General features: G+C 68.5%; 18 protein-coding genes and 1 pseudogene. 10 read left to right on the forward strand and 9 right to left on the reverse strand.

The genetic code is table 11. The annotated features are described in order from the left end of the window. Positions 1 to 91 precede the first annotated feature (91 nt). Positions 92 to 835, reverse strand: coding sequence for an NADPH-dependent F420 reductase (locus ABT063_RS49120; protein WP_351068267.1), 744 nt, complete (start codon positions 833 to 835; stop codon positions 92 to 94). A gap of 343 nt (positions 836 to 1,178) precedes the next feature. Here ABT063_RS49120 and ABT063_RS49125 point away from each other — a divergent pair, with 343 nt between their 5' ends. Then, the gene (locus tag ABT063_RS49125) at positions 1,179 to 1,862 is read left to right on the forward strand and encodes a TetR/AcrR family transcriptional regulator (RefSeq protein ID WP_351068270.1); all 684 of its coding nucleotides are present in this window, start codon (positions 1,179 to 1,181) and stop codon (positions 1,860 to 1,862) included. A gap of 548 nt (positions 1,863 to 2,410) precedes the next feature. On the opposite strand, the gene ABT063_RS49130 is transcribed toward ABT063_RS49125, so the two are convergent. Next, complete coding sequence (locus ABT063_RS49130) at positions 2,411 to 3,022, reverse strand: TetR/AcrR family transcriptional regulator (RefSeq protein WP_351068273.1); 612 nt, start codon at positions 3,020 to 3,022, stop codon at positions 2,411 to 2,413. Positions 3,023 to 3,169: 147 nt separating this feature from the next. Between ABT063_RS49130 and ABT063_RS49135 the strand changes: the two are divergent. The 4 genes and pseudogenes from ABT063_RS49135 to ABT063_RS49150 all read left to right on the forward strand — a co-directional run. Next, positions 3,170 to 3,376 (forward strand): annotated as a pseudogene (locus tag ABT063_RS49135) (SDR family NAD(P)-dependent oxidoreductase); the annotation flags it as partial. Positions 3,377 to 3,527: 151 nt separating this feature from the next. Beyond that, a complete protein-coding gene (locus ABT063_RS49140; protein WP_351068275.1) occupies positions 3,528 to 3,956 on the forward strand; it encodes an SDR family oxidoreductase in 429 nt (142 codons plus the stop codon). Positions 3,957 to 4,316: 360 nt separating this feature from the next. After that, positions 4,317 to 5,867, forward strand: coding sequence for an MFS transporter (locus ABT063_RS49145; RefSeq protein ID WP_351068277.1), 1,551 nt, complete (start codon positions 4,317 to 4,319; stop codon positions 5,865 to 5,867). Positions 5,868 to 5,872: 5 nt separating this feature from the next. Beyond that, positions 5,873 to 6,505, forward strand: coding sequence for an NAD(P)-dependent oxidoreductase (locus ABT063_RS49150; RefSeq protein WP_189943813.1), 633 nt, complete (start codon positions 5,873 to 5,875; stop codon positions 6,503 to 6,505). A 115-nt stretch (positions 6,506 to 6,620) separates the two neighbouring features. Here ABT063_RS49150 and ABT063_RS49155 read toward each other — a convergent pair whose 3' ends face one another. The 3 genes from ABT063_RS49155 to ABT063_RS49165 all read right to left on the reverse strand — a co-directional run bounded on the left by ABT063_RS49155 (position 6,621) and on the right by ABT063_RS49165 (position 9,879). Then, entirely contained in the window at positions 6,621 to 7,397 is a 777-nt protein-coding gene (locus ABT063_RS49155) for a Tn3 family transposase (RefSeq protein WP_351068314.1), read from the reverse strand. Continuing rightward, complete coding sequence (locus tag ABT063_RS49160) at positions 7,316 to 8,653, reverse strand: Tn3 family transposase (protein ID WP_351068278.1); 1,338 nt, start codon at positions 8,651 to 8,653, stop codon at positions 7,316 to 7,318. Before ABT063_RS49160 ends, ABT063_RS49155 begins: the two co-directional genes overlap by 82 nt. A 527-nt stretch (positions 8,654 to 9,180) precedes the next feature. Then, a complete protein-coding gene (locus ABT063_RS49165) occupies positions 9,181 to 9,879 on the reverse strand; it encodes a TetR/AcrR family transcriptional regulator (RefSeq protein ID WP_351068280.1) in 699 nt (232 codons plus the stop codon). Between the two features lie 142 nt (positions 9,880 to 10,021). On the opposite strand from ABT063_RS49165, the gene ABT063_RS49170 reads away from it, so the two are divergent. The 5 genes from ABT063_RS49170 (at position 10,022) to ABT063_RS49190 (ending at position 13,979) form a co-directional block, all read left to right on the forward strand. After that, positions 10,022 to 10,957, forward strand: coding sequence for an NADP-dependent oxidoreductase (locus tag ABT063_RS49170; RefSeq protein WP_351068282.1), 936 nt, complete (start codon positions 10,022 to 10,024; stop codon positions 10,955 to 10,957). 42 nt (positions 10,958 to 10,999) lie between these two features. Further along, on the forward strand, positions 11,000 to 11,683 hold the full coding sequence (locus tag ABT063_RS49175; RefSeq protein WP_351068283.1) for an SDR family NAD(P)-dependent oxidoreductase: 684 nt from the start codon (positions 11,000 to 11,002) through the stop codon (positions 11,681 to 11,683). A gap of 100 nt (positions 11,684 to 11,783) precedes the next feature. Beyond that, complete coding sequence (locus tag ABT063_RS49180) at positions 11,784 to 12,155, forward strand: DoxX family protein (protein ID WP_351068286.1); 372 nt, start codon at positions 11,784 to 11,786, stop codon at positions 12,153 to 12,155. Between the two features lie 95 nt (positions 12,156 to 12,250). Beyond that, positions 12,251 to 13,309: an LLM class flavin-dependent oxidoreductase gene (locus ABT063_RS49185; protein ID WP_351068288.1), complete on the forward strand. Its 1,059-nt coding sequence runs from the start codon at positions 12,251 to 12,253 to the stop codon at positions 13,307 to 13,309. Between the two features lie 355 nt (positions 13,310 to 13,664). After that, positions 13,665 to 13,979 carry a hypothetical protein gene (locus ABT063_RS49190; protein WP_351068290.1) on the forward strand — a complete coding sequence of 105 codons (315 nt, stop codon included), beginning with the start codon at positions 13,665 to 13,667 and terminating at the stop codon, positions 13,977 to 13,979. A gap of 275 nt (positions 13,980 to 14,254) precedes the next feature. Here ABT063_RS49190 and ABT063_RS49195 read toward each other — a convergent pair whose 3' ends face one another. The 4 genes from ABT063_RS49195 to ABT063_RS49210 all read right to left on the reverse strand — a co-directional run bounded on the left by ABT063_RS49195 (position 14,255) and on the right by ABT063_RS49210 (position 20,351). After that, a complete protein-coding gene (locus ABT063_RS49195; protein WP_351068292.1) occupies positions 14,255 to 14,743 on the reverse strand; it encodes a nuclear transport factor 2 family protein in 489 nt (162 codons plus the stop codon). A gap of 218 nt (positions 14,744 to 14,961) precedes the next feature. Further along, positions 14,962 to 15,837: a dioxygenase family protein gene (locus ABT063_RS49200; RefSeq protein ID WP_189943508.1), complete on the reverse strand. Its 876-nt coding sequence runs from the start codon at positions 15,835 to 15,837 to the stop codon at positions 14,962 to 14,964. Between the two features lie 497 nt (positions 15,838 to 16,334). Then, complete coding sequence (locus ABT063_RS49205; RefSeq protein ID WP_351068296.1) at positions 16,335 to 18,842, reverse strand: ATP-binding SpoIIE family protein phosphatase; 2,508 nt, start codon at positions 18,840 to 18,842, stop codon at positions 16,335 to 16,337. Positions 18,843 to 19,244: 402 nt separating this feature from the next. Continuing rightward, on the reverse strand, positions 19,245 to 20,351 hold the full coding sequence (locus tag ABT063_RS49210) for an LLM class flavin-dependent oxidoreductase (protein WP_351068298.1): 1,107 nt from the start codon (positions 20,349 to 20,351) through the stop codon (positions 19,245 to 19,247). Positions 20,352 to 20,580: the final 229 nt, after the last annotated feature.

Raw genomic sequence — 20,580 nt, forward strand, 5'->3', positions numbered from 1 at the left:
CTCGCCCACAACCTGACATCAGCAAGGTCCCCACCCACAAGCACACCAACGACCAACCTGGCCACCAGTCACGGCAAGCACCGTTGCAGTACTAGTAGGAGAAACGGCCGCCTACCGGGCCCCGGACTGCGCCGACGGTCAGTTCCTTCACCTTGTGTGCGGGCACCGGGGCTCCGGAAGTCTCGCGGACCCAGCGCATGACCTCTTCCTGACCGGTTCCGAACGGCGGCAGACCCGGGAAGTACGGGTACACGTAGACCGGGGTGTTGGGTTCGCTGCGCCAGCTCTCGTTCAGAGTGCCAATGTCCACCGTGTCGAAGCCGAGGGTGTCCAGCAGTTCGGTTACCTCGGCCTTGGCGCTCGGCTCGTCACCGGCGATGGGCAGCGCACTGCGATCGGGCGCCCCAGAGGGACGGGCAAGGGTGAGCAGGCAGCGGAAGGAAATGTTGTTGCACGCCTTGACCACATGGGAGTCGGCCAGGTGGCGCTGCACCAGGGCGCTGGAGGTCAACTCGCCGGAGTCCAGCTCGCTGATCTGGCCGTCGCGGTCGGGGTAGTAGTTCATCGTATCGATCACGGTCTTGCCCGCCAGGGCGGCAGCAGGCAGCTTGTCATAGGCGACCAGCGGAATGGTGGCCACGACCAGGTCGCCGGCCTGGGCGGCCTCGGCCGGGGTAGCCGCGCGGGCACGGGAGCCGAGTTCGCTGACGAGGTCGCTGAGGGTCTCCGGGTCCCGTGAGTTGCTCAGGACCACATTCAGGCCGGCGTCGACGGCGTGGCGGGCCAGAATGCTGCCGATCGCGCCGGCGCCGATGATTCCGAGAGTCTTCGTCATGGGTCATGTCTCCTGGTAAGTCAACAGAGCTGGGTAGTAGGTCGCTGGGGCAGAGCTTCGAAGGGTGCGAGTGGGCCAGGCTCGATCACGCAGGGGCAGATTCGAGGAGGCCGCCATCCGCTGGGCCCACAGAAACGCCGGCGGTCCTTCGACTCTTTCCCGGCCACGGCTGGGCCGGTCGCGAGACGTCGTCGCCGGCAGGACCTGCGCGGGAGGACGCTGGTCCGGACTGCGTATGCGACTGGCGACATGCACTCCCGACCATACAAGTCGAGGAGCCCCTCATGTTGCCCATCGTAGCAGCAAACATGAGGACTGCCTCACGTTGGGTATCCTCTCAGGTATGTCCACTCATCGAGCATGCGGCGAAGCCGCGACGGGCCGTCCTCTGCGGCGTGACGCGCAGCGCAACCGGGACGCCCTGCTCTCGGCGGCTCGCGCATGTCTGGCCGAGCAGGGCATGGAAGCCTCGTTGGAGCAGGTGGCCAAGCGAGCGGGCCTGGCCATCGGCACGCTGTACCGCCATTTCCCCACACGCCTCCACCTCGTGCAGGCGGTGTTCGCCGACAAGATCGAGGCCTGGCGGGAGGCCGCAGAGAAGGCCGTGGCCATGGACGACGCGTGGGAGGGGCTGTGCCTCTTCCTCGAGAGGATGTGTGAACTCCAGGCCGGGGACAGGGGATTCCAGGACCTGGCTGCCATTCGGCTGCCGGAGACGGCGCGTCTGGCGGGGGCGCAGTCACGTATCTATGAACTCGCCGTCCGCATCGTGGAGCGCGCACAGGAGCAGGGAACGCTCCGCTCCGACATCACGCCCGAAGATCTCACCTTCGTGATCTGGGCCAACGGCAGCGTCACCGAAGCCACTCAGGACGTCGCACCGGGGACTTGGCGCCGCTTCTTGCACCTGCTGCTCGACGGATTCCGCGCCGAGCGGGCGCATCCGCTTCCCCAACCGCCGTTGAGCAAGGACGAGTTGTACCGCGCCATGCTCCGACTCGACGGTGCTCGCGACTGCACTGGGTGAAAGACGGTTCTCCGCGACGGCACACCGCGTGACGCCGCGCATAGGTGACTGCCCTGTGCCGTGACGCTCGCCAACACCGCCTGCAAGCGCTCGAAGACCTGCGGAACCGACCCGTCGGCGTCCCCTCGCAGCACGACACCCGATGGGTGTACCAGCACAGGAGCGGCGTGACGGGCAGCGTGGCCCGCCGAGCGCCGCTCGAGAGACGTGTCGGTGTCGCGACACCGGCACGTCACCCCGTGAAGCGATCCACGAGTGCCTCATTCGGCGTGCCGTTGGCGATCGCAGCGACCAGCGCGGGCCGTGTTCCGCAGGTCGTCTTCGAGGAGTTCCGGCTGCCGCACACGATGGGGGCAATCCCCATAGCGCCCTTGATCACCAGCCTCCTTCCACCCCGGCCCGGACATCCGTCACAACGTACGGTTTCCAAGGACACGAAAGGCGATCGAGCCGAGGTGAGCTCACCCGTGGCGCCGAGGCAAGTCAGCACCGCGACATTCGACGGAGGCCGAACGCCTGCCGTGCCCACACGGAAATCGGGCTCCCTGTCACTGCCCGCAGACAGCAGACCCAGGGGCCTGCCGAGATGATGGGGGCAGGGTGGCCGGCGAGACGCGCAACCCTTCGACGACCAGGGCGAGATTGCGTCTGCGGTCCGCGCCATCGGGATCGCTCGGACGCACCGTGGCCAGAACCATGACAATGACCGCCGCCAGATCACGAACCTCCAGTTCCGGTCGCACCACTCCCGCTTCGACGGCGCGGCGCAGCAACCGTTCAAGGGAGGACAGGTAGTGGCGCACGCCCTCGACATCGAACGCGTCGGACTCCCGGGCGATGGAGAGGATGACCTGCCGTCGAGCCAGCACATCGATGCTGGCCTCCAGCACGTCGACGAGACCTCGCCAAGGATCGTCGGTGTGTGCCACTGTCATGGGCTGGATCTCTGTGGTGAGGACGTAGTCCAGGACAGCCCGAACCAACTGGTCGCGCGCTCGAAAACGCCGGTAGACCGTCATCACACTCACATCCGCGCGCCGAGCGATCTCCTCAAGGGTCACCTCCGGCCCGAGTTCCTCGAACGCCGTGACCGCGACACCGACGATCCGCTGGTAGTTACGAGCAGCGTCCGCCCTCAAGGTCCGTCCGTCCGTCGCCATGACTGCACAGTAGTACGCCCTTCCACCCTCGCCGTGTCGCGCCTGGGCCCGCTTCCTCGATCACCCACCCGGTTCCACCCTGGCCTGATAGCCAAATAAGTGAAAGGCGACTAACACTTACCGGCCGAGCAATGCTACGGTCCCGGCATGACAAGCAACCTTTTCCAGATCAAGGACAAAGTCGCCGTGATAACCGGGTCCGGCCGGGGCATCGGCGCCGCGACGGCGGTGACGCTCGCCGAAGCAGGTGCCGACGTGGTCATCACCTCGCGCACGGGAGAGGATCTGACCGAGGTGGCCGCGCGGGTGGCGAAGGCCGGCCGCAAGGCCCACGTCGTGCCCGCCGACCTCTCAGCGATCCGCAAGCGGCGGCAGACCTGGCACATGCGGCGGTGGAGGTCTTCGGCCGACTCGACATCGTGGTCAACAACGTCGGCGGGACCCACCCGCGCCCACTGCTGGAGACCACCACTGACTTCCTTGAGGAATCCTTCCGTTTCAACGTGTGGGCGCGCACGCCCTCACCACTGCGGCGGTGCCCTTCATGCTCGAAGCCGGGGGCGGGGCGATCGTCAACATCTCATCGCTCGTCGGCCGTGTCGCGGGACGCGGCTGGGCCGCTTACGGCACCGCGAAGGCCGCGCTCTCCCACTACACGCGCCTTGCCGCGCTGGATCTGGCACCCCGGATCCGGGTCAACGCGATCGAGCCGGGCTCGATCGCGACGTCGGCGCTGGACGGTGCGAGCACCCCCGAGATCATCGAAAAGCTGGAGAGTGCGATCCCGCTGCGGCGCATGGGCGACCCCGAGCACATCGCCGCGACGGTTCTCTACCTCGTCTCACCTGCGGGCGCTTACGTAACCGGCAAGATCCTCGAAGTCGACGGCGGGAGTCAGCTTCCCCCCGATGGCCTTTGGCCGACCGACCTGTAGGACACGGCACGGGTCGATAGACCAGCCGAATCGGCCGCGAGCTCGACATTCTCGACGTAGCGGCATGCTCGGCGGCCCACGATATCCGGCTCCCGGGGCTCGAGACGGCACGGTCCCGCCGGCTTCGGTCAGATCCGGTTCACCGGCGGCGAAGGCGGCGGTCACCTCCCCGCCGAGCGCGAGGGGGTGGAGCGACTCCTGGCACCTCTTCTCCTCCATGGTGTCGACGGGATGCGCGGCAACGAACCAGGCCCCGGCGTGCTCGGGACCACATCCGGAGCGTTCGTGAAAGCCGCAAGGCTTCCCTATCGCACCACCCCCCTATCGCCTAGCACCTCTTGTACTCACGGAGGCTCGACCATGTCCCACGCCTCTCCCCGGACCGGTGACGATGGGAGGGCCACAGCACCGAGGGCCAATGCCGTCGTGGCGGCCCTGGCCTTCGGCGGGATCGTGTTCTCGCTGATGCAGTCCCTGGTGATCCCGATCGTCCCGGACCTTCCGAAGCTCCTGGGAGCCTCGCCGTCGAACAGTTCCTGGGCCATCACCGCCACGCTGCTCGCGGCCGCCGTGGCCACCCCTGTGACGGGCCGACTCGGAGACATGATCGGCAAACGCCGCATGCTCCTGGTCAGCCTGGTCCTGCTGGTGGCGGGCTCGGTCACCGCCGCCCTCAGCGACACACTGGCCCCGATGGTCGTCGGCCGAGCGCTGCAGGGGCTGGCCGCCGGCGTCGTCCCGCTCGGCATCAGCATCATGCGCGACGAACTGCCCCCGGAGCGACTCGACTCCGCCACCGCGTTGATGAGCGCATCTCAAGGCGTGGGCGCTGCCCTCGGCCTGCCCGCCGCCGCGGCCATCGCGGACAACCTCGACTGGCACACGCTGTTCTGGGCCTCGGGCGCCGCAGGCGCCCTCGCCGCCGTCCTGGTGCTGGTGTTCGTACCGGAGTCGAAGGTGCGTTCCGGCGGACGCTTCGACCTCGTCGGAGCCATCGGCATGGCGGCCGGCCTGGTCTGCCTGCTCCTCGCCGTCTCCAAGGGTGCCGGCTGGGGCTGGACCAGCGGCACCACCCTCGGCCTGTTCGCCGCGGCCGTCGTGGTGCTGCTGTTGTGGGGTCTGTTCGAGCTGCGCGTCAAGGAGCCGCTGGTGGACCTGCGCACCAGCGCACGCCGCCAGGTGCTGTTCACCAACGTCGCCTCGATCACCGTCGGATTTAGCCTGTACATGACAATACTGATAATGCCGCAGTTCCTGCAGCTGCCCGCGGCGACCGGTTACGGTCTGGGCAAGTCGCTGCTCACCGCGGGCCTGGTCATGGCGCCGATGGGCCTGGTGATGATGGCCACGGCTCCGGTGTCCGGCCGCGTCACCAGGGCCAGGGGCCCGAAGACGACCCTGATGATCGGCGCTCTGATCGTGGCCGCAGGCTACGGGCTGAACATTGTGCTCATGAACGCGGTCTGGCACTTCGTGCTGGTGTCCTGCATCATCGGCGCCGGCGTCGGCTTCACCTTCGGCGCCATGCCGGCTCTGGTCATGGGCGCCGTGCCCGCATCCGAGACGGGTGCCGCGAACAGTCTCAACACCCTCATGCGTGCCATCGGTACGTCGTTCGCCAGTGCCGTCGCCGCCGTGATCCTCTCCCAGATGACCACGAACTTCGGCTCCGTCGCCCTGCCGTCGGAGAACGGCTTCAAGACGGTCATGGCCGTCGGCGTCGGCGCCGGCCTCCTCGCCTTCGCCCTGGCCTCCTTCATCCCGCGCCACCGGCGCGCCACCGCCACGGCGGATACGGCATCCGAGTCCACGACGCCGTCCGCGGTCCCGGGCGGCACCGCCGCACTGGCACGTCACGCGGTCAACACCACCGATCCTCCGAACCAACCTCTCCACGCTGTGAAGGAATGACCCCCATGCGCGTCACCGTCTTTGGCGGAACCGGCCCCACCGGCCTACTCCTGATCAACCAGGCCCTGGCCGAGGACCACGAGGTCACCGCCTACGCCCGCACCCCCTCGAAACTGCCCACGCACGAGCGGCTCACCGCCGTCCAGGGACAGCTCGACGACGCCGCAGCCATCGCCGAGGCGGTACGCGGCAGCGACGCCGTCCTCAGCACGCTCGGTCCGACCACCAAAAAGGCCGACGCCCCGCCGCTGGTCACCGGCTACCGCCACATCGTCGCGGCCATGCACGAACACGGCGTCGAGCGGCTGGTGGCGCTGGGCACGCCCAGCATCCCCGACCCGGCCGACAGCAAGGAGTTCAAGGTCGGCCTCACAGCCACCGCCGTCAAGAAGTTCGCGCCGGACGCGTACAACACCATCGTGACCATCGGCGACATCGTGCGCGAGTCCGGACTGAAGTGGACCATCGTCCGTATCCCCTGGCTCTCCAACGGCCCGAAGACCGCCTCCATCAACGTCCGCAAGGTCGGCGACAAGGGAGGACTGCGCCTCTCTCGGGCCAACGCCGCCGCGTACTTCCTCCAGCAGCTCACCGACTCCTCCCAGATCGGCCGCGCACCATTCATAACCGACAAGTAGGCACACCGTCGGCCATGCAACAGAACGCGGCTGCCGCCTGGCCACTCCCGGACATTCCGATCAGCCGGGGGTGGCTCGCCGATGGTTCCCAAGTCGGCCGGGTCCTGGAAGTCCCTCAGCGTGACTTCGAGGTTGATCGGGCGGCCTGATGCGTCGGTGTGCGAGGGCGGGGCGCGGCGATGGCCGACCTCAGATCGAGGCGCTTGTCCATGTCGAGGCGGAACGTGCCGTACGGGTTGACGTTCGACCAGTACAGCGCGGTCAGACCGCGCCGGTCCTCGTCGCTCAGCTTCGATGCCCACGCCGGTTCGGCCAGGACCTGCTGCACCAGCAGGGTGTTGAGGTGCACGAGCGCGGACTGGAGCAGGTGCAGGGCGAGCATCGACGTCTCGGCGTGCTCTTTGTCGGGGCCGGTCAGGGCGCCGTCCTTGCCGTAGTGGAGCACGGTGTTCGCGCTGTTCCAGTTCTCCACAACCTGGAGCCCGCCGTGGATCTCGCGGCGCAGGCCGGGACTGGCCAGATAGTCGCAGGCAAAGATCGTGCGCACGGCCCGGCCGAGTTCTTCGAGTGCCTGGTAGATGGGGTGCTTGGGCCCTCGGGTGAAGCGCCGCAGCACCTGCTCCGCCTCCGCCGTTCCGAGCCGGAGCGCAGTCGCGTACTGCACCATCTGGTCGTACTGCTGCTCGATCAGCTCCCAGCGGATCGGCCTCGTCGGCGAGGCGCCGAGCGCCGGCCAGCCGGGCGGGGTGTCGCCCGGGCGGTACAGGCGGATGCTGCCGATGTTCTTCAGCCTCGGCAGCAGGCGGTAGTTCAGCAGTTCGGTGAAGGCGAACCGACGACCGAGGCGCCGTGGGTGTCGACGTAGTTCGACTCGATCTCGGCGTCGCTGCAGTGCCGCAGCAAGCCCCCGATCATTGCCGCCACCTCGGACGACGAGCAGCTCTTGAGCTGGGAGTAGATGCAGACGTTCTTCCGCTCGACGTGCCAGTAGATCATCACGCCGTTGCCGCCATAGCGGGCGTGGTACTCGGTCATGAAGTTCGAGGACCAGGACCCGAACTTCTTCGAGTCCGACGCGCACGCGGTGCCGCCGCCCCACCACCATGCGGTGTCGCGGGCGGCGAAGGTGGCGTTCACCAGCCTGGTGACGGCGGCCCGGAGACTTGTCGACGGTGATGAAGTGCCGGCGCATGTGCCACAGCGCAGCCTCGCTCTCGCCGTGCTCGCCGGTCGCCACGATCGCCCGGATACCCATGTTCGTGCCCAGAGCGAAGAGGGCCAGCAGCAGACGGCGCTGGAGGACGTCACGCTCGATGCGCTCGTCCGCGGCCACTGAGGAGAACTCCTCGGGCGGCGTGCGACCTCCTCTTTGAGGACCGCCAGGCCGGTGGGCTCGGCCAGCGGCTCCAGCTTCGGAACCGTGATCCACGGCTCGCCCTTGCGGGTGGTGACCTTCACCCCGCCTGCCGAGCCGTCCGCGAGCGCGCGGGACAGCTGGTCCAGGCCCGCGGCCATGCGCTTCCTCAGGTCCGCGATGAACGCCCTCGGGTTCAGCGGCTGCCGGATCGCGGCGTGGTGCACGGCACGAATGGCCTCGAAGTCGCCGGGCAGGTCGTCCTCCGGGTTACGCCAGCGCGCGGCGCCCTCGACGTGGATCTCGCGGCGCCGTACGGCGTCCCGCAGCGCGACCAGAACGCACAGCTCATAGGGGATGCGCTCGACATTGCCCTTGTCGCCAACGACCGCCTCGCGCCAGTCCTTGCGCACCCCGCCGTCCAAGGGCACTTCGTCGCCGGCGTCGTAGAAGCGGGTCTCGCCGTCGACATCGGCGTATTTCTTCAGTAGCTTCATCGCGTCCATCACCGGCCGGTAGGCGGTGTTGTTGCACCTGAAGCCCAGCGTGTTCAGCAGCGGAGGCAGCATCTGCCGGTAGTACGAGCTGTACGAGGAGCGCAGGGTGGTGTGGACCTTGGCCTTTAAGACCTTCTCGTTCGTCTTCGCCTCAGCCACCAGCTCGAGCAGCGTCTTCTCCCCGACCACCGGGAACAGAGCCCGGCGCCCAACCTCGTTAAGCTTGTCGACCGCGGTCGTGAAGAGGATGCCCTTCTTCCCACGGGCCTGCCGTCGGCAGCCGCAGTCATAGCCCAAGGGCGCACCTCCAGAACTCCCCCTACGGGTGCGCCCCGCACGCGCACCACGCCCGACAAAGAGGCACCCACGCATGTACGAATGACCTGTACGGAAGTGAAACCGCCGCGTACATGCGTTTCCAGATCAGCCTCAGTTCACGGCGGCACGCGCAATGAGCATCGCCACCAGTGGGGCCCTGTCGGTCTGACTGTTGTTCTCCATGCCTGGCTCCCCTTCCCTCGTAGCGAGGGGAGCCGATCCAGCCGTATCGTCACGGCCCGTGCTCCCGAGCAGGCGATGCTGCGGTACCCCAGCGAGAGGCCCTGACATCAGAGCAAGACAGCTGCTGCCTCAGCTCAAGCGGTAACCGAGCAGCGCGAGGCCGGCGGGCGGCGTCATCATCCTCCCGGAAGATCAGTCGTACCTGCGCTGCCAGTCATCCCGTGAGCTTCATAGATGCCTTAGCTGTCGGCCTGGGCGCCTCGGACCGACGGTGCCGGCCACCGGACCGAGCCACTGATGCGCATCCGGCCGCACGTGACCTTTCAGTCCTTCCTCCCGGGTTCCGGCGAGGCAGAGCACGCCTGACCGGCCCGGAGCATGGCCCTGTAGAGGGCGCGGGGCTCGGGCGAGTCGGGCAGGGGGCCGCGGGCGGGGGCTTCGAAGGACTGGAGCATCAGGGCGACGACGCGTTTCCAGGCGTCGGGAGCAGTGTCGCCGGTGGCGTTGACGACGCCGGCATTGGCCATGTACGCCAGCACCAGGTCCTCGGGGGTGAAGTCCTCACGCAGACGTCCTGCGGCCTTGGCGCGGCCGATGAGCTGGACGACTCCCTCGTACGCCTGGTCTCGGCGCTCCTCCAGAGCCTTGGCTGTGGGGAAGGTCATGGTCAGCACGTCGGCGAAGCCGTAATCGCCGGCCTGCATCGCGCAGCCCGTTTCGATGAACCCCGCGAGACCGCGCCAGGGATCGGGGTCGTCGAGGGCGACGCCGACCGCGTCGACGTAGGCGTCCATACGGTCGGCGAAGACCGCGGCTACCAGTTCCTCCTTTGTCGGGAACCGGCGGAACAGAGTGGCGATGCCCACCCCCGCCTCGCGGGCCACGGAAGCCATGGAGGCATGCAGGCCGTCACGCCTGAACACCGTGCGCGCGGCGGCGAGTATCCGTGCGCGGTTGCGCTCGGCGTCGCTGCGGAGAGGTTGTGCGGCAGGGTCATCGCTGGATTGGGCGCCAAGGTTCATGACACTCAGTCTACCGAATCGGAATGACCCATCCAGTTTCAGTGCTATCGTAGACACCGCTGAACCGGACAGCCCTTTCCGGAAAACGAATCGGATGCCCCTTTCCGAATCGGGCGAATCGATGCCAAGGAGTTGATGATCAGTGCGCGCTGTGACATTGGCGCAGGTACCCGGCAGCCCCGAGGTGACCGAGGTGGAGGTGCCCCGCCCGGAGGCCGGTGAGGTGCTGGTGAAGGTGGCCGCGTCCTCGGTGAACGGGTTCGACCTGGGCACGGTGGCCGGATACCTGCAGGGCATGATGGAGCACCGCTTCCCGCTGATCCCCGGCAAGGACTTCGCCGGCACCGTCGAGGCGGTCGGTGAGGGTGTCGAGGGTTTCGCGGTCGGCGACGCCGTGTTCGGCGTGGACGCCAAGGCATACCTGGGCACCGGTTCGATGGCGCAGTACGTCGCCGTTCCCGCTGCCGTCGGCATCGCCCGCCGGCCCGACGGGGTCTTGGTGCGTGACGCCGGCGCGCTCGGGCTGGCGGGCACCGCCGCCTTCGACGGTCTCGCCCTGCTCGGCCCGCTGGAGGGCAGCACGGTGCTGATCTCCGGTGCCACCGGCGGCGTGGGTGCCATCGCCGTACAGCTGGCCGCGGCCCGGGGCGCGAGGGTGATCGCCACGGCCAAGTCGGGTTCCGAGAGCGGCTTCGTCTCGGCGCTGACGGACGCCGAGGTGACCGTCATCGACTACACCCAGGACGTGACCGCGCAGGTCCGGGCGATCGCCCCCGGCGGCGTGGACGCGGTGCTGCACCTCGCCGGCGACCTGGCCGAGCTCACCGCGCTCACCCGCGACGGCGGCGCCGTCGCCTCCGCCCTCACCGTCCCCGAAGCCTCGGAGGACCGCAAGCTGCACACCGCCATGATCCGGTCCAACCCGACCGCCGACACCCTGTCCACTCTCGCCGGGCAGGTCGCCTCCGGCGCCCTCAAGGTGTCGGTGACCGCCGAGTTCGACCTGGAGCGTGCCCCCGAGGCGTTCGCCGCGTTCGGCGCCGGCACCGTCGGCAAGATCGCCATCACCGTCGCCTGACCAGTCCGTACCCCAGCCCCTCCCCCACGAAAGGACTTCACCATGCCCAGCATCGCCATCGTCGGAGCCGGCCCCGGAATGGGCCTCGCCATCGCCCGCACCTTCGGCTCGCGCGGCTACGACGTCGCACTCATCGCCCGCAACCGCGCCAAGCTCGACGACCTCGTCGCCCGGCTCACCGCCGAGGGCATCACCGCCGCCGCGTTCCCGGCGGACGTGCTCGACCACGACGCGCTGACCCAGGCCCTCAAGGACGCCGCCACCCGCTTCGGCGGCATCGACGTCCTGGAGCACTCCCCCTCTCCGGGCAACGGCTCCATAAGCTCCATGACCCTCACCTCCCCGTCCCAGACCAGCCCCTCCGATGTACAGGGATGGATCGACTTCCTGCTCTACAGCGCCATCACCGCCACCCAGGCCGTCCTGCCCGCGATGCGTGAGGCCGGCACGGGCACCCTGCTCTTCACCAACGGCGCCGGCTCGGTCGACCCCATCCCGATGCTCGGCAACGTCAACCCTGCCCAGGCGGCGCTGCGCAACTGGGCGCTCAACCTGCACAAGGAGCTGGACGGCACCGGTATCCAGGCCGCGCACGTCGCCATCGGCGTGTGGATCGGCGCGGGCGGCCCTCCCGAAATCCCGACCGCCGAGGCCGAGGACATCGCCCCTCTCTACTGGGACCTGCACACCCAGCGCGACGAAGCCGAGCGCGTCTTCACCGTCTGACGCCTCCCAGTTCTCCCCCGTTGAATCCTGATCCGCTCCATCCTCATGCGCCGCGGCGATCCCCGCCGCGGCGGATCCGAAGAAGAAGGTCTCCGCTCCGATGAACGTGTTCCTGTGGATCCTGCAGGGCGTCCTCGCCGCGCTGTTCGCCGCCGCCGGCGTCACCAAGTCCACCCAGCCCCGCGAAAAGCTCATGTCCCAGCTGCCGTGGGTCAGTGACGTCTCGACACCCGTGGTGCGTCTGATCGGCGTCGCCGAACTCGCCGGCGGCCTCGGGCTGATCCTGCCGGGCGCCTTCGACATCGCCACCGTGCTCACCCCGCTGGCCGCCGCCGGCCTGGCTGTGATCATGGTCCTGGCCATGGGCCTCCACGCCCGCCGCAAGGAGCCGCAGGCCATCGGGTTCAACGCGATCCTGCTCATCGTCGCCGCGGTCATCATGTGGGGCCGGTTCGGGCCCTACTCCTTCTGACCACCCGGCCCCCCGCACCTTCACAGCGGCCCGGCCCGCGACCACGCCGGCCGGGCCGCTCCCTCCCAACCCCTGTCCCCCTACCGGAGACGACCGTGGAACTGGGCATCATCTCCCTGTCCGACCTGCAGACCGACCCCGCCACAGGAAAACTGCACGACCCGGGGCGCCGCACCCGCGAGATCGTCTCCTACGCCATCGCCGCCGACCAGGCCGGCCTGGACGTCTTCGGTCTCGGCGAGCACCACAGCTGGGACTTCGCAGTCGCCAACCCCGCCGTCCCGCTGGCCGCGATCGCCCAGGCCACCAGCCGTATCCGGCTGGCCAGTGCCGTGTCGGTGCTCTCCACCGCCGATCCGGTCCGGCTGCACCAGGACTTCGCCTCCCTCGACCTGATCAGCGACGGCCGCACCGAGATCATCGCCGGGCGCAGTGCGTTCGTCGAGGCGTTCCGCCTGTTCGGCGTGGACCTCGAGGACTACGACGACGTGTTCGCGGAGAAACTGCGGCTGCTGCTCACCATCCGTGAGAACCCCGAACACGTCACCTGGCGCGGACGGTTCCGCCCGGCCATGGACGGCCTGTCCGTCCAGCCCCCGCCCCAGCAGCCGCAGTTGCCGCTGTGGCTCGGCGTGGGCGGCACCCCCTCCAGCGTGGAACGCGCCGGACGCCTCGGCCTGCCCATGGTGCTCGGCCTCATCGGCGGGGACATCCGACGTGCCCGCCCCCTCGTCGAGCACTACCGCGCGGTCGGCACCGCAGCCGGCCACCCCGCCGACCGGCTGCGGCTCGGCAGATCCGGCCACTTCTTCGTCGGCCGCACCTCCCAGGGCGCACGCGACGACGTCTTCCCCTTCTACAAGGAATACGTCCGCCCCAAGCCGCCCACCGGACGCGGCTTTCACATCGGACGCGCCGATTTCGACGCCGCAGCGGTATCGTTCGGCGCGCTGATGGTCGGCAGTCCCCAGGAGATCATCGACAAGATCCTCGCCGAACGCGAAGTGCTCGGCATCGACCGTTACATCGGCCAGGTCGATTTCGGCGGCATGCCCGCCGGGATGGTCCAGGACTCGATCGAGCTTCTCGCCACCGAGATCGCCCCCGTCATCCGCAGGGAACTCGCCCCGCCGGCCGGACCGGCCGCAGCCTGACCAACAGCTGAACCGTCGTCACGGACGTCAGCGGCCACGATCCTGCGACATGCGCACCCTGTTCGAAAACGACGATCGACCTGCTGAAGCACCCGGCCCGACATCAGGCGTCCCAGGATCCTCGCCACAATCGCCACGACCGTGATCGACGATCGACCTGAAAACCTCGAAGAAAGTTACGGCGTGGGGAGCGACCAACGCCCGGTCTACGTAGGACAACCCGGTCACTCAACTTCTTCTGCGAGGTTTCAGCAGACGCAGGACGCTGATGTAGTTTCCGGTGCCAGGCATCAAGCGTCCGCGCAGTCGCCGCACCAGCGGTCACCGGCTACCCGGTGCAGCGGAGTTGGTCGGCGTGACCCGGGTCGTCGTCACCGGCGGTCGCGTCACAGTGCAGGGTGACGCGGCCCGCGTCGAGGCAACGAAGTGCGTGGTGCCGTTGACCCGGATGGTCGAGTCGTCGACTCGTGTGAACGTCAAGGCGCTGAGCGAGGCACTGCTCGCCGAGTACGACGAGTTGCTCACCCGCCACGCCCCCTCCACGGCGAGCTCCACGACCCCGGGCGGAACTCGACCTGATGGTGTCCGACAGCGACAGGGCTGCGACATCGATGCCCCCGCCACGCGCGCCGAGCTGTGGTTCGCACTGCAACCTGACGACCGGTCCTGAGCAGGATCTGGGCCGCGGTGCCGGCCAAGATGCCGAAGCCGGCCACGGGTTGCGCGAGACCGTCGTGCCGACGCATCGTGACCCACTCGAATCAGCAGTGCGCTGAGAGCCGCTGTCAGCTGACCCGGGAGGCGGCCGATCCCGCGTACCCGACTCGAGCGCGAGCCGGGATGGTCCGCGAGATCGCCGCCCGCGCCCATCTGGACCCGGACGGGCCGCGCTCCCGCACCGCGTCACACACGCCGCGCCCACGTCGAACTCGGCGGTTTCGGTGGTCACGGATGCGTCGGCAACCTGAGATTCTGCGCCGTGGCGTCGGGGTTCGCGTTCGTCTGGAGCACGTTCATGATCCTGTGCTCGAACAGCCAACCGGCGTCCGTCCGGACAAGTCGATCATCCCAGCGGTGAGTGATGACATAGAGCCCCTCCTGTGCCATTTCACGCGGGACCTGGCGGAACACCAGCATGTACGACATCTGGGTCGCCCTGTCGCCCTCGATGGTGATGACGTTGTCGGTGGTGGCATGCACGGTAGAGAAGAGATGCCCCGTCTTTCCGAAGCCAATGTCGACAGGCTCTCCATGGGCCTGGGCGTCAAAGAAGGCTGCGATGGCCGCTCTGCCCTCGAGGCGCCCGGCCGCCTCGAGTACGCCGTTCTCGGTGAAGGCTGCGGCGCAATCGGCGCCGCGTAGCTGGTCGGCCATGTGATTGTAGTGTGCGGTCAGGCCACGGATGGCCAACTCGTCGGCGACCCTGTCGGGCATGTAGATCCTCCTTGATCGCTCCGTGCAGCACGGAGTTGTGAGCTTGATGGCGTCCGGTCCGGGCGTGGACGGGAGGTGTCGACGCGCGGACGTTGCGAAATCGAGCCGGTGTGATGGATGTCCGCGCCACCGTGGGGACATCGCCGCCAGCCCCCTGGGCTGCGACGGAGCGCGGTCTGTCGCCCCGCGCTCCGCCGAGCTTCCTGGGTCCGGTTCGCTCAGACTGCTGGGGTCACCGGGCGCAGTACGTAGTCGTGGGTCACGGTGTGGTAGGGCGCATCCAGGCCGCGCGCCTTGAAGTCGGCCGGGTCGTCGTGGAGCTGTGTGGCGTGCACGCTGGACTCGGGCGTCGTGCGGGGTTCGAGGGTGTTGCCGACCCTCGGGTCGCCTTGGAAGTGGGACTGCGTGGTCAGCGTGTGGAAGCCGGCGGCGGTGACGATCGCGTGGATGTGCAGCGGGCGGGTGTCGACCCGGTCCAGTTTCTTGATGAGCCTGCCCAGGGGGCCGTCCTCGGCGATGCCCATGACCTCGATGCCGGGCATGACCGTGCGGTACTCGAAGCGGCCCTCGTCGTCCGTGAGCAGCTTTCCGCGCAGGTTGAACGGGGGCAGGCTCTCGTCAAGGTCTATGACCAGAGGCCGGATCATCTCCGCGGTCAAGTTCGAGTAGTCGCCCTTGGCGTTGGTCATCCAGATGTCGAGCTCCGCGCCCGCGATCGGCTCGCCGCTCGTGGAGCGCACCTGTCCCGAGACGAAGAGCGCCTCGCCGGGTTCGTCGGGGCGCATGGGCAGCGCGTACGGGCGTTCCAGGACCGGCGCCCCGGGTACATAGGCCGGTCCCCTGCCGATCCAGGGGCTCGCACCGTCCTTCTCCGGATTCGCGTACGCGGCGCCCGGGTTGGCCTCCAGTACCGGATGCATGAAGAACTGGTAGATCGTCATGGGTATTTCGCCGGCTTCGGCGAGTTCCAGGGCCCATGCGATGGCTCGCTGGAACTCCTGCTCGGTCACTCCGTGCTTGATGATCAGATCCGCGATCGTCGACTGGAGGTCGTCGAAGACGACCTGGAGCCTGGTGCTTTCCGACGTACTCATCAAAGTCCCCTGCCGGTGGTGGGCGTCGGGCCGCGACGGCCCGGACCTCTCAAGTGGATAAGGTACTCCAGTTGATGTTACATCAACTGGAATGGCTTATCCAATAAACCTTGTCCCGTAACTGCTGGTCACAGAATGTGCCCAACTCGGCGTCGGAGCCGTCTTGGACAACCCCGTTCACGGCACTGAATCCGCGCCCCCCTACCTTGTTGCGTACGTCCCCGCCCGGGAGGGAAACGTCGCCGGGCCGAAGCAAGGACCGCATGCGGGCGAGGAGGCCGGGTCGTTCGGCGGGCAGCAGGTCGCCGATGGGAACGCCCAGATTTGACCCTCTTGCGCGACGTTCATAAGGGCGCGTCAAAGAGGGACGCGGGTGGCCGTGGGCGAAGAACTGCCTCGGCACAGCCTTGCCGCGTCAACGCCCGCTCAGCGTGACATCCGCGTTGTATGGAGGAAGACCAGCAGTTTCGGGTACGGTTCATCACAAATACGGCTGATCAGGATCCCGGCGGCAGGTCCTGCTCGGTCCAGATGCACTTGCCGTCTCCGAAGAAGCGGGTGCCCCAGCGCCGGGAGAGGGCGGCAACCAGGTGGAGGCCTCGACCCCCCTCGTCCGTGTACCCGGCGCGCCGGATGCGCGGGGTGGTGAGGCTGTGGTCGTACACCTCGCAGATGAGTGACCGGCTGCGCAGGAGACGCAGGCGGATGGGTCCCTGTGCGTGGCGGACCACGTTGCCCACCAGCTCGCTCACCAACAGTTCGGTGGTCATGGCCAGTTCGTCCAGCTCCCAGACGCCGAGCCGGTCTCGGACGTGGGCTCGGGCCTGTCCGGCCGCCCTGGGGTCATGGGGCAGGTCATAGGAGACGACGTCGGCGGCGGGGGTGCCGTGGATGCGGGTGATGAGTAGTGCGGCGTCGTCGGTGGTTCCCTCCCGATCGGGTACCAGGGCCGAGACGATGTGGTCGCACAGCCTGTCGAGATCGCCTCCGTCGTCCGGCGGGTCGGCGTCGAAGTACGGGGTGCGGCTCACTTCTTCGGCCAGGGTCCGGCGCAGCTGGACGAGGCCTTCCTCCGTGTCCCGGGTGGCGGACTCGACGAGACCGTCCGTGCAGAGCACCAGCAGGCTTTCGTCGGGCAGGTGCACCTCGTGGACGTCGAAGGGCGGTTCGGCGGCGCCGAGGGGAGGGTTGACGGTCAGTTCTGGACTGTGCACCGTACCGTCGGGATGCACCACGAGTGGCGGCGGATGACCTGCCAGGCAGAAGGAGCAGGTGCGCGCGACCGGGTCGTAGACGGCGTACGCGCAGGTGGCGTAGTGGTCATAGCCGAGGTCGCCGACGAGTTCGTTGAGGTGGCCGAGGAGTTCGGCCGGCTCCAGCTCCAGGTCGGCGAGCGTGCGGACGGCCGTGCGGAGCCGGCCCATGGTCGCGGCCTCGGTGATGCCGTGCCCCATGACGTCCCCGATCACGATGGCCACGCGGTCGGCGGACAGCGGGATGACGTCGTACCAGTCGCCGCCGACCTCGTCCCCGCCGCGCCCTGCGGGAAGGTAGCGGGCGGCGGCGGAGGCGGCGGGCAGGGAGGGCAGCGTTCTGGGCAGCAGGTCGCGCTGGAGTCCCTGGGCCCGGGTGTGTTCGACGTCGTACAGGCGGGCCCGTTCCAGAGCCTGGGCGACCAGGCCGCTCAGTGCGGTCAGCAGGGTGCGTTCCTCCTCGTCGAAGGAGCGCGGCCGGGCGAAGGAGACGACACAGCAGCCGACGGCGTGACCCGAGGCGATGAGCGGGAGGAAGGCCCATGCCTGCATGGGCGACATCGCGGTCAGGCTCTTCAGGTGCGGATAGAGCTCGATGAAGGCGGCCGTGGACTCGACGAACGCCGGGGTTCGGGTGCGCAGCGCCTCGGTGACCGCGGTGTTGGCGGCCAGCGGGATGCCGTCGATCCTGCTGAGGAACTCATGCGGGTAGCCGACGGAGTCGACCACCCTCACTCGTCCGCCCTCCAGCGTCTCCACCACCAGTCCGTCCGCGCCGAACGCCGGCAGCACATGCTCCGCGACCGCCCGGACCACGTCCTGCGACGTCACGGCCTCGGCGAGGGCCACGGTCAGCACGCCCATCCGGGCGGTGCGCGCGGCCATCGCCCTTTCCTCCGCCGAGCCCGCGCCCTGCCCCAGCCGACGGTCGGTGACGTCGAGGAACGAGACCGCCAGCCCGCTGCCCGGCACGGGGTCGAGCCGGACGTAGTAGAGCCGCTGGTCGGGCGGCCAGCGCACGTCGAAGCCGACCGGCCGGCCCTCAGCGGCTGCCCGTCGGCACTGGGCCTCAAGGCCGTGGACGCGGGTGGCGGGGAAGTCCCAGAACACGGTTCCAAGCTGCACCCGTCCGGCGGCAAGCAGGCGCTCGGCCTCCTCGTTGGCGAAGGTGACCCGCCAGTCGTCGTCGACCGTCACGAAGCCGACACGCAGGCCGCGCAGCGTACGGAGGAACGGCCCGTGCGGCACGTAGGTGCCGTCGGATGCCGGTGTGTCCAGGTGCTCGGCGGCCCATGCCGCCACCGACCGGAGCAGGGACCACTGGTCGGGGTCCGGTGCCGCGGATGCCACGGTGAACACCGACAGCGCGCCCACCGGCCCGTCGGGGCCGGGCAGCGGCACGGATGCCGTACCTGATGCCCCGACCCCGGCGACATCCCCGGTCAGCCAGACCTCGGAGACACCCCGGACGGCGCGGGCAGGCGCGCTGTCACCGTCCTCCGGGAGACCGGCCCATGCCTCGGTGACCGCGGGAGCGAGCCCGCTGACCGCCATGAGCCTCAGCGCTCCGGATCCGGGGTCCCGCCGGTGTACCACGCCGCCGAGTCCCCCCAGACCTGCGGTCGCCTGCTGCAGGGCCAGCAGCAGGGCCCGGTCGCCGGGCAGTCCTGCGGCCGCCGACGCCAGCAGCGCCAGCCGCGTCGGCACCGCCGCCCCGGCATGGCTCGCACGCTCCGCGGATTGAGCCGACACATCGCCTCCAGCTGGCTCGCGCCCTGACCGCACAGGAGCACGGCCGCGAGCCCGACGTAACCCACAGTAGTTTGTGTGGGGCCCACAGGCTCCTTGTGCTACCGGACTCCGCAGAGCCGCTACGCGGTCGCGAGGGGACTCACGAAGAAGTTGCTGAAGCCGCCGCTGCGCCGCGCCGTGCCACTGATGGCCTCGTTGACGCGTTTGGGGGATGGACAACGTGTTCCAGCGGGCTCAGGTCGAGCGGTCCGGCCGCCACCATGTCGGCCATCGCCTGCCCCTCCCCCGAGGTGAACCATGCCGAGCCGATCATGGCCAGGCAGCTCGGTGGCGACGCACCAAGAACGGCTCCGCCGCGAGTGGCTGCGCTCGTCGCAGCCGTCTGCGGCTGCTTGGGTGTGACTAAACTCGGCCTCCCGCGTCGAGCAGCGGCGCGATCTTCTCGGCGTACTCCCGGACCGCCTCACGCGCCAGGTGCGGCGGCGGGTTGAGCGTGACGTTCCGAAGGCCTGCCGCCTGGAGCCCTCGCAGGATGTCGGCAATCTCGCGCGCCGTGCCCGTCAGGGTCGTCATGCGGATGATCTCCTCGGTCAGCACGTCCTCCTCGCCGGGGAGCAGATGCGAAAGGTGACCCCGGTGCGTCTCCTGGTACAGCCGGTCACGGGGGACGTCGAGGCGGGACAGCACCCTGCGCTCATAGATGTCCAGGCGGTCGCGTATCGGGGAAGGAAGGTGTGCACCTATAGCCGGGTTGTCGGCATACGCATGGAACGGCAGCATCGCGACTGGGCCGACCCGTTCGAGTGCGCGCGGCGACATCGGGGATTCCCCCTCCTCAAGGACGCACAGCCCCAGCGAACACATGGTGTAGAAGTCATCGGGACCCTTGCCGGCCGCAGCCGCCGCTGCTCTAGCCGCCGCCAGAGACGCTCCGAGCACCTCCGGCGCGTTCACCATCGCGTTGCAGCCCTGAAGGCCCATGATCCATCCGTTGCCGAGCTCGTATGCCACGCCGCGCGCCCGTGGGCCGTCGGCTGCGACATAGATCGGGACACCGTCGCGGTGGACGTAGCGATCCTCGGGGGCATGCGCCATCCGCACCCACTGCGAGGTGTCGCCCGCCCGGTGGGTGGCCTCCTCGCCGTCGAGCAAAGCGCGGCACGAGGCGATGTACTCCGCGAGACGACTGACGGGCAGCGACTTCAGCCCCAGGATCGCGCGGCCCGTGTTGCCGGTGCCGAGGCCGAGGAAGGTTCGGCCGGGGGCCAGACGATTGACGGTCGCGATGGCGGTGGCACAGACGGGGGCGATGCGATTGCTGGGAATGGCGAGCATCGTCCCGATCCGAAGGGTCGATGTGCGCTCGGCGGTCAGTGCCATGGCCACGAACGGGTCACCGGCGATGAGGGGTGAGTCAACGAAACCCACACACGCAAAGCCGTGCTTCTCGGCATAGGCAGCGTCATCCCATGAACCGTGATAGCTCATAAGTACTAGACCGGCATCCACTACATCTCCTTTGTGTAACTTGGTGAAGGGATGTCCCGACCATGTAAGCGCCGGATATTTTGCTCGGCGACAACGGATACGACCGCAGCCCCAATCGGCGCGAACTACGCAGGCGCGGTCTCAAGGCGCCCGCCGAAGAAGCCGATCAGGTGAGCTTCTCTGGCTGTGGCTACCTATCGTGGTCGCGGACGTTCCGGTGGGCGTGCATGATCCATGCCGAGTCTCCGCT

The organism is Streptomyces sp. NPDC002838 (assembly GCF_040295365.1).
GTDB lineage: Bacteria > Actinomycetota > Actinomycetes > Streptomycetales > Streptomycetaceae > Streptomyces.